The organism is Myxococcus sp. MH1, assembly GCF_059738865.1.
On sequence record NZ_AP026947.1, the window covers coordinates 8,264,067 to 8,280,319 of the forward strand.

Here is a 16,253-nt window from a genome sequence, read left to right on the forward strand (position 1 = left end):
GGAACATCCGATGGACGCACCCGAGGAGCAGCGCGAATCACCCAGGCCCGGCTTCTTCAAGCAGTGGGGGCAGATGCTGGTGGGGACGCCCATCGTCGCCGCCCTGCTCATCGCCTGGCAGGACCCCATCGTGGTCTTCGGCCACGAGCTGGCTCCTCCAGTGAAGAGCTTCCTGAGCCTCCTGCTGGTCGTCCTGGTGGCGGTGGCCTGTACCGAGGTCATCCTGCGCCTCATCGCGGTGTGGCGCGACAACCGCGCGGACGAGAATCTCACCATGATGGTGCGAGTGCTCGCATCGAAGTACTCGATGGAGGGGGCGGACCCGGAGAGGCCCATGGCCATCTGCGTCCTCGAACACCTGAAAGCGCATCACGACTTCGGCACGGTGGAATGCCCCGATTGCGGCGGGGAGGGGTGCAAGCACTGTGGCCTCACAGGGGTCCATCTCGATTACACCGAGGGCCCCTGCGGCACCGACTGCCCCCTCCGCCCCGTCGTCCCGTCCTGACGCGCTCCGTCGCCGGCTACTTCCGCGGAGCGCTCGCGCGACGCGCGACCTTCTTCCGCGCATCCGCCGAGGGCTTCTTCACCTCCACCACCGAGCCCTCCGAGGGCACCGGTTGCAGGACGAAGACCCGGTCCAACCGGCGGCTGCCTCGCTCGACGGGCGTGCTCAGGTCGTAGTCGAAGTCATACGCCGCCACCACGCGCAGGCCCGCGTTGCGGAACAACCGGTTCGCCTGCGCCGCGTCGTACGTCCGGAAGAACCAGGTCGTCTCGATGAGCCAGTCCTTCCCCGGCCCGGTGATGCGCAGCCGGTTGCGCATGGGCGAGCGGCGGGCTCGCCGGTCCGGCAGTCCCTCGTGCGTGTTGCAGACGACCTTGTCCTTGCCCACCTTCCCCAGCCAGCGCTCGTGCTCGGCCGACGTGCGCGCGTAGTCGGTGAGGTGGAAGCCCAGCACGTAGAGCCCCTGGGGCTTGAGCAGCCGCCGCGTCCCCTTCAGGTGCGCCAGCGCCGCCGCCTCGCTGTCCAGGTAGCGGAAGGTGGAGACCAGGTTGTGGGCGACGTCCACCTTGCCCTCCAGCGAGGGCTCGAAGAACTCCTCCATGCGCGACACGGAGAGCTTCACCTGACGGCGGCGCGCGGGCGTCAGCCGCTTGCGCGCATGCGCGAGCATCGCCTCGGAGATGTCGTAACCGGTGACCTTCAGTCCCCGGCTCGTGGCCTCGGCCACCAGGCGACCGGCGCCGCACGCGGGCTCCAGCCACTGCTTGCCCCCCGTGCCGTGCCGTTCGCTCAGCGCCTGGAGGAAGTCCACCTCTCGCACGGTGTCGGTGCCGAAGATGGCTTCGTAATACTCGGGGTGCTCGTACCAGTCAGTGCGTTTTTCCATGGGAGGCGTGCCCGCTCGGGCGCGCGCATCCTCCGGTCCTCCGGCTCGAAAGCCAAGTCAAAGCGTGCCTCGCCCTCACGCGGGCTCGTGCGTGGGTGACACCAGCGACGAGCGCTCCGACATCGCCTCGCGCAGGCGCCCCCCGAACATCCGACGCAGGAGCACCATGCCCAGCGGCAGCGGCAGCCACAGCGTGTACCCGCGCAGCAACATCACCGCGGTGAGCCCCACCTCCACCGGCACGCCCAGCGACGACAGCGTCCCCACCGCGGTGGCCTCGAACGTGCCCACGCCTCCGGGGATGATGCTCAGGGTCATCACCAGCGTCGCCAGCATGAACGCGGCGAACACGGCGGCGAAGTCCACCGGGTGCCCCACCGCCTGGAACATGCACGACAAGGTGAGCGCATCCAGCGCGAAGGTCGCGAGCTGGAACGCGCTCGCTCGGACCAACAGCCAGGTGTCCCGCACCAGCGCGGGCGACACCTGGGAGATGGACTCGAGCAGCGAGGTGAGCCCCGGGATGCGGCGTGCCCAGCGCGGCGGTCGCCACCCACCATGCCGCGTCAGCCAGAGGATGCCGAACGGCACCGCGCACGCGAGCACCGCGAAGGCCGTGGCCAGTCCGAGGAGGGCCGCGTGCAGCGACGCGCGATACCAGAGGATGAAGATGGACACCGCCACGGCCACCGCGTGCGCCAGGTAGAAGGACACCATGTCGACCAGCAGCGCGCCCGTGGCCGCCCGGGGCGGCGCGCCCTCCCGCTGCAGCCCCTTCATCACCACCACCGAGCCGCCGATGCCCGCGGTGGGCACCAGTTGGTCGAACGAGAGCTTCATCAAGGCCAGGCTCGCGGTGCGCAGCCAGGGCGCCTTCACGCCCTCCACCTCCAGCACCACCCGCCAGCATCCCGCCATCGTCAGGTACGAGAGGAACTGGAGCGCCACGCCCACCAGCAGCCACTCCGGCCTCGCGCGCTGGAGCATCTGGGCGAACTGCTTCTCCTCCCCGAAGCGCAGCACCACGAACACCGTGAAGGCGACCAGCAGCACCACGCCCGGCAACCAGCCCCACACGTTGTGTCGGCCAGAGGCGGGCTCCGACGGGTCGCGCGCGGAGCCGTCACCCGACATGGAGGCGTCCTCGTGCATGCGCGCGCACCAGCCCGCCCTAGTGAGCGGAGGCCTCCGTCGCGTCTTCCCGACGGGCCTCCGCGGCCGTCAGCAGCCGCGCGGCCATGCGCATGAAGTCGGCCTCGGTGATGATGCCCACCAGCCTGCGCTCGCGGTCCACCACGGGCAGACAGCCGAAGCGATGGTCCAGGAGCTTGTAGATGGCCTCTCGCACCGGCAGGTCCGGCCGCACCATCTCCACATCCCGTGACATGAGCCGGGTGACGGAGATGGGCTCGTGGCCTGCAGCCGCGAGCTGCCGCGACAGCGCGCGGAGCAGGTCGCGATGGCTCACCATCCCCACCAGCCGGCCGTCGCGCACCACGGGCAGGTGGCGGATGTGATGGAGCTTCAACAGGTCGTCCACTCGGACCAGGTCATCGGTCTCGTCCAGCGTGACGACATCCCGGGTCATCAGGTCGCCCACGGTGAGCATGACGTGTCCGCCTCCCCGTCGGTCCACGAGCTGCCGCACACCTCGCGTTTCTCGGGCCGACTATTCCCGAGGGTGCACCCTCGCCCCCGTTCGCGCAGCGACAGGGCGGACAGACGGGCAAGGGGCCGGCGCTGTCTCACCCTCGGGCCCGACGCTCGAAACCGGAAGTGTCAACCACGAGCGCCCGGCAGGTTGCTCACCTGGCGCTCCCGCGGCTTCCACACCGGCGACGGACATCACACCTCCGTCGCGTGGCGCCCAAGGCCTCCTGCTTGAATTCACATCCACCCTGGCGCGTCACCAGGACAGTGGAACAGCGGCAAGGCCGCCTCTGCTGGAGACACCCGCAATGGCTCTCATCCTTCTCGTCGACGATGACTCCACCCTGCTCGAGATCTACACCGAGGCCCTCCGGGGTGAGGGCTGGGAGGTGGCCTCGGCCCGCGACGGCGAGATGGCCCTCGCGCTGGCGCAGGCGCTGCCCCCGGACCTCATCCTCACCGACGTGTCGATGCCGGGGATGAACGGCCTGGAGCTGTGCCGGCACCTGCGCGCCGACGAGACGCTGTGCCACGTCCCGCGCATCGTCCACAGCAGCATGGAGCGGCTCGCGAGCCTCTCGGGCGACGTCTTCCTGAGGAAGTCCGGGGACCTGACCGAGCTGCTCGCCTGCATCACCCGGTGCTTGTCGCGGGGCTCGCTCGCGCCCACCATGCCGGCGGCGGCGGCGTGAGCGGCCACTCCACCTCGAACACCTCCTCGAGCCTCCCCGACGACAGGGAGGCTCAAGGGCCTCAGTGCGCCGGGTGGCCCACCAGCCGCGCCAGCGCGAACATGAGCGCCAGGCCCACGAAGAGCGCCAACACGTTGCGGCCCGGCTGGTCCTTGCCGTGGCGGTGCACGTGCGGCAGCAGGTCCGACACGGCGATGTACAGGAACGTGCCCGCGGAGAACGCGAGCGCCTTGGGCGCCATGCTCTCGAAGCGCAGCACCGCGTCGAAGCCGAAGTAGATGAGCGCGCCCGCGGGCACCATCAGCCCGTACAGCGTGGAGAGCAGCAGGATGGAGCCCTTCGAGCGACCCTCCGTCTTCAGGATGGACGCGAGCGACAGCGCCGAGGGCACCTTGTGCGCGACAATCGCGATGAGCGCCATCAACCCCACGCCCTCCTCCACCGCCGAGCCCAGCGCGATTCCGTCGAACAGCGTGTGCGTGGACAGGCCGAGGAACGCGGTGAGCCCCAGCACCTGACCGGGCTCCGTGTGGCGGCCGTGGCCGGACATGTGGTCGCCGGGCAGGTCCTCCCCCGCGTGCGCCACCAGGTAGCGCTCCAGCACCAACAAGAAGACGAAGCCCCCGGGCACCAGCGCGAAGGCCCACCAGCCTCCGCCCTCGTACGCCTCCGGGAGCATGTGGAAGAACGCCGCGCCCAACATCACGCCGGCGGCGAAGGCCAGGAAGCGGACCAACTGCGTCTGCTGCTGGTTCCACAGCACCACCAGCGCGCCCAACAGCGCGCCGATGACGACGATGAGTGAGTAGAGGGCCACCGTGGCCAGGACCGACATGGGGCGCGCACCCTACAACAAATCCGTCACGTCAGTAGTAGCGCCTCACCACCAACAGCCCGACCCGTCCCGGCTTCACGTCCACCGTGTGCTCCGACACCCTCCCGCCCCCCTCCACCCGCACCACGTGGCTCCCCGCCGACACCCGGAAGCGCGCCACCTGGAACTCCGCAGGCAGGGAAAGCCAGGAACGCAGGTCCGCCGCGTTGCCGGCGTTGAGGATGAGGAAGGCCAGCGCGCCCAGCTCCTCGCTCTTGGTCGCCGCGCCCACGCCCGCCGCCAGGCCCGCCTTCACGGCCACGCCGGCAATCTGCTTCGCCAGCATCCCGCCGATGCGCGTGTCCAGGTGCAGCCTCGCCACGTCCGCCATGGACGTCACCGTGACGGCGCGCACGTGCTGCTCGCCCAGCGTCACGCCCACCTGCGGCGCGCTGCCCCGGTCCCGGTAGACGGGCACCTCGATGAGGTTGCCGCCGTTGACGTCGCGCGACGCGGGCTGCTTCTCCGGGGAGAGCCCCGCCTCCACGACGACGACGATCTGGGCCTCGTCCCGCGCCAGCGGAGGGTGCTCGACGCCCGGGTACTTCGCCTTCAGCTCCTCGTAGAGCTGGTCGCGTCCGGTGTACTTCGCCAGTCGGAGCAGCGGCTCCGCGAGCTCGCCCAGCCGGGGCTCCAGCTCGTACGCCTTCGCATAGTCGATGTAGGCCGCGTCCCAGTCGCGCTGGTCCTCGCGGATGACGCCGCCCAGGTAGCGGGCGATGGCGAGCTGCTGGTAGGGCTTCTTCTCCTCGACGACCATCTTCTGGAGGCGCTCGTTGACCTGGCGCACCTCCACCATGGCCGCCTCGTCGTCGCCCAGCTCCGCGTAGTTGAGCGCCTGGATGACGGAGATCATCAGCTTCTCGAAGTCCTCGCCGCGGTAGGCGCGCTGGCGCTCGTTCGTCACCAGCGCTCCGGCCTCCTCGCTGACGGAGACGGCGTCGAGCTGCGCGCTGAGCTTCTCGGCCTGCTCCAGCACCGCGTTGCTCTCCGCCCACTTGCGGGCCGAGTGCAGCACCATCCCCTTGTCCAAGAGGATGAGCAGCGTGTCCTTCGCCGAGCCGTCCTTGGCCAGGGCCTCCAGTTCGGCCAGGGCGTCGTTGTAGCGCCCCGATTGATACGACTCACGGACGCCGCGCGTGCGGGACACGTAGTCCCCCGCGCAGCCGGACAACAGCAGCGCGCTCACCAGCGCGAGCGCGCCCCAACCACGGGGGCGCGCCGGAGGGTGGTGGAGAGGAATCATGAGCAGTCGAGCCTTCACCACGAGCCGGCGGCCACCGTCGACGGAGCTACCAGCTCACGCCGCGCTTCTCGAACTTCTTGCGGATCTGCTTCTCGTCCGTCCACTCGATGAGGCCGGTGCGCACGTTGCTGAGCTTCGCGGTCATCTTGTAGTACACGAGCTTGTCGCGGCCGACCTCCTGGATGATGGAGGCCAGGTCACCCGACATCAGGAAGTCCACGGACACCTGCTGCCCGGGGCCCTTCGCCGCGTTCGGGTTCACGTAGCCGGACTGCTGGTACTCGTACTCCTCCGCGATGTCCTGGCGCGCGGCCTGGTCCACCATGGCGAAGCGGCCCGTCTGCGCGAGCGCCGTCTGGATCTTGTCCCCCAGGGAGCGCATGTCGATGTGCTCGGAGGTGCTGTTCTTCAGCTTGCCCACGAGGACGATGGGCAGCGAGCCGTCCGGCCGGGGCGTGGAGAAGCGCGGCGAGGAGGCCAGCGACTCCGCCATCTTCTTGGCGATGAGCTGCAGGTCGTTCTCGTTGAACTGGTCCGACAGCATCTCGATTTCGTTCGGGTCCTCGTACGTGCCACGCGTGAAGGCACGCGGGCCACCACACGCGGCGAGCGAGGCGGCGAGGCAGGCGGTCAGAAGCAGGCGATGAATCTTCATGGTGCGGTGACTCCTAGTTCCATTCGCATTCGAAGCGGCTGCCTTCGAAGTTCCACTTGTAGGCGAGCACCGCGTCGCGACGGTAGCCGGCCGTCAGGCGACACTGGCTCATCAGCGAGGCGCGCGGATAGTCGAAGGTGTACGTCTGCGCCTTCGAGCGCTCCTGCGCGTTGAGCTGGGAGGGATGCGTGAGCGTGGGGCTGGCGCTGGCGGCCACCATCACCGAGTGCTTGCCGTACGTCTTCAGGGGCACGCGGCCGGCCAGCTGCACCCGGCGCACGGTGCGCGCCACCAGGATGTCGCTGCGGTCCACGTTCGTCTCGTGGCGGTTGCGGCGCTGCAGCAGCTCCGAGATGTTCGCCGTGAAGACGCGGGTGAGGTCCCCGTCCTCCACGAAGAAGTAGAGGAACGCCTCGCGCGCCACGCGGCTCTCCCCCGTGAAGTCCAGGGTGATGAGCAGCTCCAGCTCCCGGTTGGGCGTGATGCCGTGGCGCGACACCGCCGCCAGCACCTTCTTGTCCACGCCCGCCTTCTTCAGCTTGATGAGCCCGTCCGCGCTCGCGTCACACGCGCAGCGGCGCTCTTCAATCATCTTCACCAGGTCCGCCGGCTCGAAGCCCGCCTGGGACAGCTTGGTCAGCTCCTCGTCCGTCAGGGGCAGCTGGTCCGAGCGCTCGTAGATGCGCGGCAGGTTGTTCGGGTCCCACTGGATGATGTTGTAGGTCTGCACGTTCCCTTCGGGGAACGGCAGGGCGATTCGAGGGCTTCCATTCGCCGTGGACAGGCTGACGGGCGACTGGCTCGCCGCCAGCGCCAGGGTCGCCGCGAGGACTTGGGCAATCATGTCGGGACCTCCCCCTCTAGAAGCGATAACCCACGGCCATGCCCAACCGGTGCGTCACGCCGCCACCGCCGATGGGAATGTCCGGAGTGTAGAACAACCCGAGCGACACCCGGTCGCGCGAGCCCATGAGCACCTCCGCGCCCACCTGGGGCGAGATGCCGAAGTGCAGCTCCTCCTTGTTGCCCCGCCCGCTGCCGGACGAGTCGTCCACGTAGTCGGGCGTGTAGATGGCGCCCGCCTTCAGGCCCAGCGAGAACACCAGCGGCCAGCCCCAGCTGCGGAAGCGCGGGCCCACCATGACGTTGGTGCGGCCGCCGTCGAAGACGTAGGTGACGTTGGCATCCAGCGCGAACCAGTCAGCGCCCCACCACGACACCGTGGCGCCGACGTAGAGCGGGGGGCCCTCGGGCGCGTCCCGGGGAGGCTCCTCGTCGTTGATGGCCGCGCCCCACTCGAGCTGGAACGACACGCCCGTGCTGCTCGAACCCGAGTAGCCGCCCTTGCCATATTCGGATTCCTCGGGCCCATCCGTGCGGCCACGTTCCTGCGCGGCCGCGGTCAACGGCGCCGCCACGGCCAGCGACAGGAGGGCTCCGCACAACCTGGAATGACGCTTCATCTCGAAGACTCCCACATGCGGTAGGTGCGAAAATTCCACTGCGTCCGACGTCCGGCCCCCGCCAATATTCAAAACACCGCTCGGGCTGGCAAGCGCACCTTGGGCCCGGGCCGTTCTCTCAGGAAGCGCGAGGCCCCGGAGGGGTGGCGTCCTGGGGAGCGTCCGGCTGGGGGTCGACCTGCACGGGGGGCGCCTGCCGGGACTCGGTGCGGGTGAAGGGCAGCCACTGGGGGTGGGCCCTGAGGAAGATGACCAGCTTCTCGCGGACCAGGGCGCGCAGCTCGAAGAGGCGGTCCGGGTTGGCGGCGCTGACGAGCGCGCGGATGGTGAGCGTGCGGTCCTGGGCCTCCAGGACGACCACCGTCTGCACGCGGCCGTCCCAGAGGGCCTTGGCCTCGTTGTCGAGGATGCGCTTGAGCTCCCCGCGCAGCGCGTCCACGTCCGTGGAGTAGTCCACCTGGAGGGTGACGGCGCCGAGCAGCTCGGGGCTGACCTTGCTCCAGTTCTGGAAGGGCTTGTCCAGGAAGTAGGTGATGGGGATGACCATGCGGCGCTGGTCCCAGACGCGCAGCACCACATACGTGAGGGTGATCTCCTCCACGGTGCCGAACTCGGTCTCCACCACCACCTGGTCGCCGATGCGCACCGGCTGGGTGATGGACAGCTGGATGCCGGCCAGCAGCGTGGCGATGGACTTCTGCGCGGCCAGACCAATCACGATGCCGGCGATACCGGCCGAGGCCAGCAGCGACACGCCGACGTTGCGCACCACCTCGAACTGCATCAGGAGCAGCGCGGCGGCCACCACGTACGTCGCCGCCTCGAAGACCGCGCGCAGCACGGCGAACTGGGTGCGCAGCGAGCGCGCCCGGGCCGGGTCGCGGCTCTCGGAGTTGACCCGGTTCTGGATGAAGTCCGCGAACACCCGCAGGAAGCGCAGGATGAACCACGCCACCGCGACGATGATGAGCGAGTAGCTCACCCGGTTGAACACCGTCTGCGTGGGGCGCGGCAGCAGCAGGAAGGACGTGCCCACCGCCAGCAGCACCGCGAAGAACGGCAGCCGCAAGGGCCCCTTCCCCGCCACCACCAGCTGGTCGTCCAGTTCGATGCTCGTCCAGCGCGCCAGCCTCAGGCCGAACGCCAGCGACACCTTCTCCAGGAGCAGCGACAGCCCCACCGAGGCGAGCAGCACCACCAGGAGGCCCAGCCACTGCCACGGCTCCAGGCCCAGCACCGTGCCGGAGAAGAAGAACGGCGGCAGCCACTCCGCCACGCGGGGGCCGTACGCCTCGAAGAGGGGGTCCACCAGCCGGACGGTGGACTCACTGAAGACCCAGAGCAGCGCGCCGTCCTGCGTCACGCGCTGGAGCCGGACGCTCACGTTGGCCCCGTCCAGGGGGATGGTGCCCACCAGGTCGAAGCGGGGGTCGGCCGGGTCTCCCTCGGGGGCCTTGGAGAGCGCCGACAGGTCGATGGAGAGCTTGCGGTCCAGCACGAACTTGAGCCGGCGCGCCAGCTGGGCGCCGCGCTCGGGCTGCTGGGCCTTGGGGATGAAGTCCAGGTCCAGGTAGTGGGCCGCGGAGGCGTAGTCCCCCCGGTGCGCGGCGGACAGGAAGCCCTGCGCCGTGGCATGGGGCGTCTGGCGGTCCATCGCCGCGGAGGGTGGCGGCAGACCCGAGTTGAGCGCCTGGGCGGGCAGCGCCCCGAGGACGAGTCCCATCACGAGGAGGGCCATCCAGGCCCTTCCGTCTGTGTGCATCATGCGGCCCTCCTTACTCCTTTTCGGCCCCTTTGCCGGAAGAAGTCGGGGCCTGGCCCCCTGGCGGAGGGGCGCCGAGGGGGACGTCGGGGACACCACCCCTCTCACCCCGTGGGAAAGGCGTTGGTGCGCCGGCTGGGGGTAGGATAGAAACGGCGCCCAAGGAAGGTCGACGTGTCCGAGAAGCGAAGAATCCTCCTGATTGACGACAGCGAAATCACGCTCGCCATGGAGAAGGCCGTGCTGGAAGCGCGCGGCTACGAGGTCGTCGCCACCTCCACGCTGATGGAGTTCGAGAAGACGCTCCAGGCCTGGCGCCCGGACCTCATCCTCACGGACATCCACATGCCCGAGGCCAAGGGCACCGACATCTGTCGCACCCTGAAGAACGAGTACGGCACCCAGGACATCCCCATCGTCCTGTTCTCCAGCCTCCCGGACGTGGAGCTGTCCAAGCTGGCCGAGCAGGTGGGCGCCGACGGCTTCCTCTCCAAGGAGAACGGGCTGGAGGCCATGGGCGAGAAGATCGACGAGCTGGTGCAGAGCATCCTCTGGTGATTCGCATGCCGCGCCCCGTCCTGGTCGCCGCCCTCTGGGGCCTGGTGCTGGTGCTCGGAGGCTGCAGGCGCACGGACCCCGCTCCCCGCCCGCCCGAGACACCCGAGGCGGGCGCGTCCCCCACGGCCGCGGCCTCCTCGCCGGGCGCCATCCTCTTCGTCTCCGCGGACACGCAGGGCTACCTGGGCCCGTGTGGCTGCAGTGAGAACATGCGCGGTGGCATCGCCCGCGCGGCCTTCCAGGTGAGCGAGGCCCGCCGGGGCGCGCTGCCCGTGCACTATGTGGACGGCGGCAACAGCCTCTTCGGGGAGAAGACGCTCAAGCCCGGGCAGGTGCCGCAGGAGGAGCTGAAGGCGAAGGCGCTCGCGGACGCCATGCGGATGATGGGGCTGTCGGTGCGCGCCACCGGCCCGCTGGACGACACGCGCGGCGCGGCCTTCCGTCAGGGATTGGGGCTGCCCGAGGTGGCGGACGGCGCGGTGAAGCTCCTGCCCGCGGGTCCTCGCAAGGTGGGCGTGGTGGCGGCGGACTCGCCGGAGCAGTTGGTGGCGGCGAGCGCGAAGGCCCGCTCGGACGGCGCGGACTTCGTGCTGGGGTTGTTGGATGCGCCGTTGGAGGAGGCGCAGAAGGCGGCGGAGCTGCCGGGGCTCGCGGTGGATGTGCTGGTGGCCACCCGCTCCGCGTCCGAGCTGAGCGGCGAGCAGAACCGGCTGGTGAAGGCCACGGTCCCCGTGGTCGCGCCGCAGAGCAAGGGCCGCTCGCTGGTGCGCGTGGACCTGAGCTACGCGAAGGCGCCCGGGAGCTTCTCGCTCCAGAAGGGACAGGCCGACCTGGAGCGCGAGGTGGCCGCACTGGAGCAGCGCACGGCGCTGTTGGACAAGGAGATCAACCTCCCGGGCATCGACCCGAAGCTCAAGGCGCTCAAGCAGGGCAAGCGCGACGAGCTGGTGGCGCGCAAGCAGGCGCTGGTGTCGGCGCCGCCCGCCGCGTCGCCCGACGTCAATGGCTTCACGGTGCGCTTCGTGCCGCTGGAGTCGGGGCTGCCGTCGCTGCCGGACGCGCAGGCGCTGGTGGCGCGCTACGACTCGGAGGTGGGCAAGCTGAACCTCGCGTGGGCGAAGGAGCACGGCCAGGACTGCCCCGCTCCCGCGAAGGGACAGGCGGGCTTCGTGGGCAACGAGCCGTGTCGCTCGTGCCACGAGGAGAGCTTCCCCGTCTGGGAGAAGTCCAAGCACCACCACGCGTGGCAGACGCTGGAGGAGGTGGGCAAGCAGCACCACCTCAACTGCGTGGGCTGTCACGTGACGGGCTGGGAGCAGCCGGACGGCGTGTGTCGGTTGGACAAGGTGGCGGGGCGCGAGGACGTGGGCTGCGAGAGCTGCCATGGCCCTGGCTCCGTGCACTCGGAGGAGCCGAGCGCGGACAACATCATCGCGTCGCCGGGTGAAGCGTTGTGCGTCACCTGCCACAACCCGGAGAACTCGCCGCACTTCGACTTCGCGACGTACCTGCCGCGAATCCTGGGACCGGGTCACGGGAAGCCCCTGGACGCCGCGTCACCCGACAAGCCGGCGGACGAGCGGAAACCCGCGAAGCCGTAAACCCGCAGCGTTTGCCTGGTTGGCCGCACCCACGGTGGGTGCTTCATTCGGCCATACCGGGCGACTCGTTGTTTGACTGTCAAGAAAAAGGGCGAATACTTGGGGCTTCGCCTGCTTCTGGGCGCACTCTTCTTGCGACCGCATGCTGCCCTTCTGCCTCCTCGTGCTGAACCTGGCCTCGCTTCCCGCCTCGCCGGGAGTGCCGCCACCCATGCCGCCGCCTCCCGCCGGCATGCGCGTGCTCGCCGCGAGCGAGACGCCGGCGCCCGCCGCGGCTGAGCTGAAGCCCGCGCCCGCGACGGCCACCACCATCGCTCCCACCGCGCAGGCGAGCATGCCAGACAGCGGCACGGCCACGCGCCCCACCGGGCTGGCGACCGAGCCGTCGCGCGCAGGCACGGCCGATTCAGCGAAGGGCGCAAAGGTCGAGGGCGCATCGCCGTCGAGCGGCTCGCCTTCCGCGACGACGGTGGCAAAGGGCACGAAGGTCGAGAGTATCTCGCCCTCCACGGGCTCGTCTTCCGCGACGGCGGCGACGGGCACGAAGGCCGAGGGTGTCTCGCCCTCCACGGGCTCGCCTTCCGCGACGGCGGCGACGGGCACGAAAGCCGAGGTCGCCTCGCCTTCTACAGGTTCGACCTCGGCGACGACCGTGGCGAAGGGCACGAAGGTCGAGGGCGCATCGAACGTTGTCGCGCCTCCCGCCGCGGGCACCGCCGACGCGGCGAAGGACGTGAAGGACGAGGGCACCTCGGGCGCGGACATGGCGAGCAAGCAGGAGCCGGTGGCTCCCGCGACCGACGCAGCGCCGGGGGATGACGAGGCCGACGAAGCGCGCGCCCTCGCAGGCGCTCCTGACGACGCGGACGAGGAGCCCGAGGCCACTCGCGAGGTCGTCGAGTCCGAGTCCGCGGAGCTGGAGGAGATGCGCGCGCTGGAGAGCGTGACGCTGGACCCCACCGCGAAGCCGAGCGCCGAGGTGATGCAGTCGCTGCGACGCCTGGGCCTCGCCAACCCGCTGCGCATGCGCATGCTGGACGCGCTCGAGGAGCCCACCTTCCGCGAGGACGACTCTCCCGAGCAGCTCCCGCTCATCACCAACCTGGCCACATTCGACGTCCGCAGCATCCAGGACCGCTACGACATCCCGGTGGAGATGCAGCCCCTGGTCGCGCAGTACATCCAGTTCTTCCAGGGGCCCGGCCGCCGCTGGTTCCGCAAGTGGATGTCCCGCTCCGCGCGCTACCTGCCGGTGATGCAGCCCATCCTCGAGAAGCACGGCATGCCGCTCGACACCGTGTACCTGGCGATGATCGAGAGCGGCTTCTCCGCGCACGCCTACTCATGGGCGCACGCCTCCGGGCCGTGGCAGTTCATCTCCAGCACGGGCAAGCAGTACGGCCTCAAGCAGGACTTCTGGGTGGACGAGCGCAGGGACCCCCTCAAGGCGACCCACGCCGCGGCCACCTATCTCAAGGACCTCTACCGGGAGCTGGGCCACTGGTATCTGGCATGGGCCGGCTACAACACGGGCTCCGGTCGCGTGCGGCGCATGATTGACCGCCACGGCACGCGCGACTTCTGGGCGCTCTCCGAGGAGAAGGGCCTGGCGAAGGAGACCAAGCACTACGTGCCCAAGCTCATCGCCGCCGCGCTCGTCGCGAAGAACCCGTCCGCGTTTGGCTTCTCCGACGAGGAGTTCGACTACGAGCAGCCCCTGGAGTTCGACGAGGTGGAGCTCACCGACGCCACGGACCTGGACGTGGTGGCCCGCGCGGCGGGCGTGAACATCCAGGACGTGCAGGACCTGAATCCGGAGCTCAAGCGCTGGTGCACGCCGCCCGCGAGCACGAAGCACCCCTACAAGCTGCGGCTGCCCAAGGGCGCGGGCCCCCGGTTCGTCGAGGGGTTCAAGCGCATCTCCCCCGCGGAGCGGCTGACCTTCCGCGTGCACAAGGTGAAGCGCGGCGACACGCTGTCGCAAATCGCGGAGCGCTACGGCACGGCCTCCGAGGCCATCCTCCAGATGAACCGGCTCAAGAGCGCGCGCACGCTGAAGCTCGGCGCGGACCTGGTCATCCCCATCCCCGCGAGCAAGGCCGCCGGAGCCTCGGGCGGCGCCATCGCGAGCAAGGTGGCCCAGGCCCGCCGCAGCGGCGTCGTGGCCCACCGCCCCGAGGACGAGGTGCCGGCCGGCACACCCAAGGGCCCCGTGGCCGCGGGCCCCGTGAAGACGGAGACGCTCAACGGCCGCACGCGCGTGACGTACGGCGTGCAGTCCGGCGACAGCCTCTGGGTCATCGCCACCAAGTTCAACGTGTCGGTGGATGACTTGAAGAAGTGGAACAACCTGCGCCGGCGCAACCCGACGCTGCAGGTGGGCTCGCTCGTGTACGTGTGGCCCCAGGGCACGGCGCAGGTGCAGGAGCGCGCGGGCACCGTCGTGGTGGCCAGGCAGGTCGCGTCGAACGCGGGCAAGCCCGTGAGCAGCGGCAAGGTGCACGCGCTGGCCGAGGGCGAGACGCTCTGGTCCGTCGCGCAGCGCTACGGCGTCAGCGTCCAGGACATCATGCGGTGGAACAACATCAAGGACCACCGCACCATCCCCACGGGCAAGGTCCTCTCGCTGAGCGCGCCGTGAGCGCCTTCTCGACAGGGGCCTTCCGGACACGATGACGCCGGGCGAGTGAATTGCATCGGGTGGGCGCATGACTTCGCCCATTTCGCGGAACGGCGCGCTCACCCACCCCTTCCCGCCCGACACCGACCCGCTCCTCGCTCCGAGCAGCCTCGGGACACACCTTTCCCGGGCCTCCGGCAACATCGTGGAGCCAGCGCCACGGCAGGTCTCCAGCATCCCGGTAACGCGACGTCCGTCCCACGGAATCGGAACGTCTCAAATCGAAGACACGTCCGTGCGGGCCGGCGGCACGCGCGTGGACCTCACCGGGTCCACTTCACGCCAGGGCCTCCCTCCGGACCCAGTCACCCGCGCCACCCCGTGGTTGGGCGGACACGCGCACCCGGCGGCGGTCAGCGCGCCAGATGCCAACTCGCGAACAGTCGCTTCCGTCGAACCGAGGCCCACGCTCTCCGCGAGCCTGGCGGATGAGATCGCCCGCGTGGCCCCCGAGGCGACCCCGGCGATGCCGATGGCCTCCAGCATCGCAAGCGCGAAGGGCCACGTGCCACCAGAGCCGAGGCCCGTGCTCCCCCTGTCTGCGCGTCAGGATGATGCGAAAGCGCGCGCCTCGCGCGAGCCGTCCCCCGTGATGCCGATGGCCTCCAGCTTCGCAAGCGCGAAGGGCCTCGTGCCGCCCGAGCCGAGTCTCACAATCGCGCTGTCCGCGAGCCGGGGGGATGCGCAAGCTCGCGCGTCGCTGAATCTGGAGCCCACGCTCGCGCTGCCCGCGAGCCTGGCGGATGCGCAAGCCCGCGCGTCACTCGTATCCAAGGCTGGCCTCGGCGCCGTGAAGCCGGCCACCTCGTCGCGGGTTTCCCAACACGACACCACCCCGCTCGCAGGCTCGGTGAACGGCTGGGGCCTCTCCACATGGACACCCTCGCCTTCCCCGCTCGGCAACGCGCGCTTCGCCGACGTCGTACAGCTGTCGCCCGTGGCCTCGGGACAGGAGGTGCTCGGCCCGGGCTCACGCGGTGAGGGCATCCGCGCGGTGCAGGGCGCGCTGCTCGAGATGGGCTTCGCCCTGCACGGCGGCGCGGACGGACAGTTCGGTCCCCAGACGGTCCGCGCGCTGCGCAACTTCCAGGTGCACGCCAGCCGCACGCTGCCGGGCATCAAGGTGACGGGCGCGCTGGACGCGGCCACGCTCAAGGCGCTCGACTCGCTGGCGCCCGCGCCCGGTGCCCGCGGACAATCGCGCGGGATTCCTCCCGCCATCTACGAAGGCCAGCCCGTGCGCGTCATCGTCGCGCTGCGCGAGCACCGCACCTTCCTCTACGACGCGGAAGGGCGACTGGTGGACATCTTCCCCAACGCCTCGGGCACCCAGGCCACGCCCACGCGCGCGGGCCTCAAGGTCGTCCGCTCACGTCTGGACCAGGCCGCCGCCGAGGCCGCCGGGGCTCGCCTCTGGAACGACAAGCACGTCTTCGGCACGCGCATCCTCGACCTGTCGTGGGCGGACGGACGCCACTCCGCCGAGGAGCTGCATGGCACCAACGCCCCCGCCCTGCTCGGCATGGACGTGTCCCATGGCTGCATCCGTCACTCGAACGAGGCCATCATCGTGCTCCACGACGCGCTGTCCGCGGGGGACCGCGTGGCCATCGTGGAGCACGTGAACGACCCGCACCTGGGCGCAGCAGCCCCGGTGCCGGTCTCCTGACCGACGAGC

16 protein-coding genes are annotated in these 16,253 nt (G+C 70.0%); 6 read left to right on the plus strand and 10 right to left on the minus strand.

What is annotated here, in order from left to right; genetic code table 11:
* Positions 1-10 precede the first annotated feature (10 nt).
* A complete protein-coding gene (locus tag AC6JA9_RS32445; protein ID WP_483578530.1) occupies positions 11-508 on the plus strand; it encodes a hypothetical protein in 498 nt (165 codons plus the stop codon).
* A 16-nt stretch (positions 509-524) separates the two neighbouring features.
* On the opposite strand, the gene AC6JA9_RS32450 is transcribed toward AC6JA9_RS32445, so the two are convergent.
* The 3 genes from AC6JA9_RS32450 to AC6JA9_RS32460 form a co-directional block, all read right to left on the minus strand.
* Positions 525-1,394 carry a class I SAM-dependent methyltransferase gene (locus tag AC6JA9_RS32450; protein WP_223748210.1) on the minus strand — a complete coding sequence of 290 codons (870 nt, stop codon included), beginning with the start codon at positions 1,392-1,394 and terminating at the stop codon, positions 525-527.
* A 75-nt stretch (positions 1,395-1,469) separates the two neighbouring features.
* Positions 1,470-2,546 carry a lysylphosphatidylglycerol synthase transmembrane domain-containing protein gene (locus AC6JA9_RS32455; RefSeq protein WP_223748209.1) on the minus strand — a complete coding sequence of 359 codons (1,077 nt, stop codon included), beginning with the start codon at positions 2,544-2,546 and terminating at the stop codon, positions 1,470-1,472.
* 19 nt (positions 2,547-2,565) lie between these two features.
* Positions 2,566-3,003, minus strand: a complete 438-nt coding sequence (locus AC6JA9_RS32460; protein WP_141329280.1) for a CBS domain-containing protein — start codon at positions 3,001-3,003, stop codon at positions 2,566-2,568.
* Between the two features lie 349 nt (positions 3,004-3,352).
* On the opposite strand from AC6JA9_RS32460, the gene AC6JA9_RS32465 reads away from it, so the two are divergent.
* On the plus strand, positions 3,353-3,736 hold the full coding sequence (locus tag AC6JA9_RS32465; protein WP_223748208.1) for a response regulator: 384 nt from the start codon (positions 3,353-3,355) through the stop codon (positions 3,734-3,736).
* A 61-nt stretch (positions 3,737-3,797) separates the two neighbouring features.
* On the opposite strand, the gene AC6JA9_RS32470 is transcribed toward AC6JA9_RS32465, so the two are convergent.
* From AC6JA9_RS32470 to AC6JA9_RS32495, 6 genes are all read right to left on the minus strand, one after another.
* Positions 3,798-4,571, minus strand: coding sequence for a ZIP family metal transporter (locus AC6JA9_RS32470; RefSeq protein WP_223748207.1), 774 nt, complete (start codon positions 4,569-4,571; stop codon positions 3,798-3,800).
* A gap of 31 nt (positions 4,572-4,602) precedes the next feature.
* Positions 4,603-5,856: a COG3014 family protein gene (locus tag AC6JA9_RS32475; protein WP_223748206.1), complete on the minus strand. Its 1,254-nt coding sequence runs from the start codon at positions 5,854-5,856 to the stop codon at positions 4,603-4,605.
* Between the two features lie 46 nt (positions 5,857-5,902).
* The gene (gene lpoB, locus AC6JA9_RS32480; protein ID WP_223748205.1) at positions 5,903-6,511 is read right to left on the minus strand and encodes a penicillin-binding protein activator LpoB; all 609 of its coding nucleotides are present in this window, start codon (positions 6,509-6,511) and stop codon (positions 5,903-5,905) included.
* 13 nt (positions 6,512-6,524) lie between these two features.
* A complete protein-coding gene (locus AC6JA9_RS32485; protein WP_141332376.1) occupies positions 6,525-7,355 on the minus strand; it encodes a hypothetical protein in 831 nt (276 codons plus the stop codon).
* Between the two features lie 16 nt (positions 7,356-7,371).
* Complete coding sequence (locus AC6JA9_RS32490; protein ID WP_473567643.1) at positions 7,372-7,974, minus strand: hypothetical protein; 603 nt, start codon at positions 7,972-7,974, stop codon at positions 7,372-7,374.
* Positions 7,975-8,092: 118 nt separating this feature from the next.
* Positions 8,093-9,739 (minus strand): mechanosensitive ion channel family protein, encoded by a 1,647-nt coding sequence (locus tag AC6JA9_RS32495; RefSeq protein ID WP_267699864.1) that lies wholly within the window; start codon positions 9,737-9,739, stop codon positions 8,093-8,095.
* A 171-nt stretch (positions 9,740-9,910) separates the two neighbouring features.
* On the opposite strand from AC6JA9_RS32495, the gene AC6JA9_RS32500 reads away from it, so the two are divergent.
* Together AC6JA9_RS32500 and AC6JA9_RS32505 are read left to right on the plus strand one after the other, a co-directional pair.
* Positions 9,911-10,294, plus strand: a complete 384-nt coding sequence (locus AC6JA9_RS32500) for a response regulator (protein ID WP_141332373.1) — start codon at positions 9,911-9,913, stop codon at positions 10,292-10,294.
* A gap of 5 nt (positions 10,295-10,299) precedes the next feature.
* Positions 10,300-11,895 carry a multiheme c-type cytochrome gene (locus AC6JA9_RS32505; RefSeq protein WP_473567647.1) on the plus strand — a complete coding sequence of 532 codons (1,596 nt, stop codon included), beginning with the start codon at positions 10,300-10,302 and terminating at the stop codon, positions 11,893-11,895.
* Here the strand turns inward: AC6JA9_RS32505 and AC6JA9_RS32510 are convergent.
* Positions 11,851-12,561, minus strand: a complete 711-nt coding sequence (locus tag AC6JA9_RS32510; RefSeq protein ID WP_473567649.1) for a hypothetical protein — start codon at positions 12,559-12,561, stop codon at positions 11,851-11,853. The two genes, AC6JA9_RS32505 and AC6JA9_RS32510, sit on opposite strands and share 45 nt — an antisense overlap.
* A 97-nt stretch (positions 12,562-12,658) precedes the next feature.
* On the opposite strand from AC6JA9_RS32510, the gene AC6JA9_RS32515 reads away from it, so the two are divergent.
* Together AC6JA9_RS32515 and AC6JA9_RS32520 are read left to right on the plus strand one after the other, a co-directional pair.
* Positions 12,659-14,536, plus strand: coding sequence for a lytic transglycosylase domain-containing protein (locus AC6JA9_RS32515; protein ID WP_497960788.1), 1,878 nt, complete (start codon positions 12,659-12,661; stop codon positions 14,534-14,536).
* Between the two features lie 631 nt (positions 14,537-15,167).
* A complete protein-coding gene (locus AC6JA9_RS32520) occupies positions 15,168-16,244 on the plus strand; it encodes a L,D-transpeptidase family protein (RefSeq protein ID WP_497960790.1) in 1,077 nt (358 codons plus the stop codon).
* Positions 16,245-16,253 lie beyond the last annotated feature (9 nt).

Excerpts from the sequence above, each read along its gene's own strand:
- AC6JA9_RS32445 (WP_483578530.1), top strand. The coding sequence starts at position 11 with ATGGACGCACCCGAGGAGCAGCGCGAATCACCCAGGCCCGGCTTCTTC.
- lpoB (WP_223748205.1), bottom strand. The coding sequence starts at position 6,511 with ATGAAGATTCATCGCCTGCTTCTGACCGCCTGCCTCGCCGCCTCGCTC.
- AC6JA9_RS32515 (WP_497960788.1), top strand. The coding sequence starts at position 12,659 with ATGGCGAGCAAGCAGGAGCCGGTGGCTCCCGCGACCGACGCAGCGCCG.
- AC6JA9_RS32450 (WP_223748210.1), bottom strand. The coding sequence starts at position 1,394 with ATGGAAAAACGCACTGACTGGTACGAGCACCCCGAGTATTACGAAGCC.
- AC6JA9_RS32475 (WP_223748206.1), bottom strand. The coding sequence starts at position 5,856 with ATGATTCCTCTCCACCACCCTCCGGCGCGCCCCCGTGGTTGGGGCGCG.
- AC6JA9_RS32495 (WP_267699864.1), bottom strand. The coding sequence starts at position 9,739 with ATGATGCACACAGACGGAAGGGCCTGGATGGCCCTCCTCGTGATGGGA.
- AC6JA9_RS32490 (WP_473567643.1), bottom strand. The coding sequence starts at position 7,974 with ATGAAGCGTCATTCCAGGTTGTGCGGAGCCCTCCTGTCGCTGGCCGTG.
- AC6JA9_RS32455 (WP_223748209.1), bottom strand. The coding sequence starts at position 2,546 with ATGCACGAGGACGCCTCCATGTCGGGTGACGGCTCCGCGCGCGACCCG.
- AC6JA9_RS32470 (WP_223748207.1), bottom strand. The coding sequence starts at position 4,571 with ATGTCGGTCCTGGCCACGGTGGCCCTCTACTCACTCATCGTCGTCATC.
- AC6JA9_RS32465 (WP_223748208.1), top strand. The coding sequence starts at position 3,353 with ATGGCTCTCATCCTTCTCGTCGACGATGACTCCACCCTGCTCGAGATC.
- AC6JA9_RS32460 (WP_141329280.1), bottom strand. The coding sequence starts at position 3,003 with ATGCTCACCGTGGGCGACCTGATGACCCGGGATGTCGTCACGCTGGAC.
- AC6JA9_RS32485 (WP_141332376.1), bottom strand. The coding sequence starts at position 7,355 with ATGATTGCCCAAGTCCTCGCGGCGACCCTGGCGCTGGCGGCGAGCCAG.
- AC6JA9_RS32505 (WP_473567647.1), top strand. The coding sequence starts at position 10,300 with ATGCCGCGCCCCGTCCTGGTCGCCGCCCTCTGGGGCCTGGTGCTGGTG.
- AC6JA9_RS32520 (WP_497960790.1), top strand. The coding sequence starts at position 15,168 with ATGCCGATGGCCTCCAGCTTCGCAAGCGCGAAGGGCCTCGTGCCGCCC.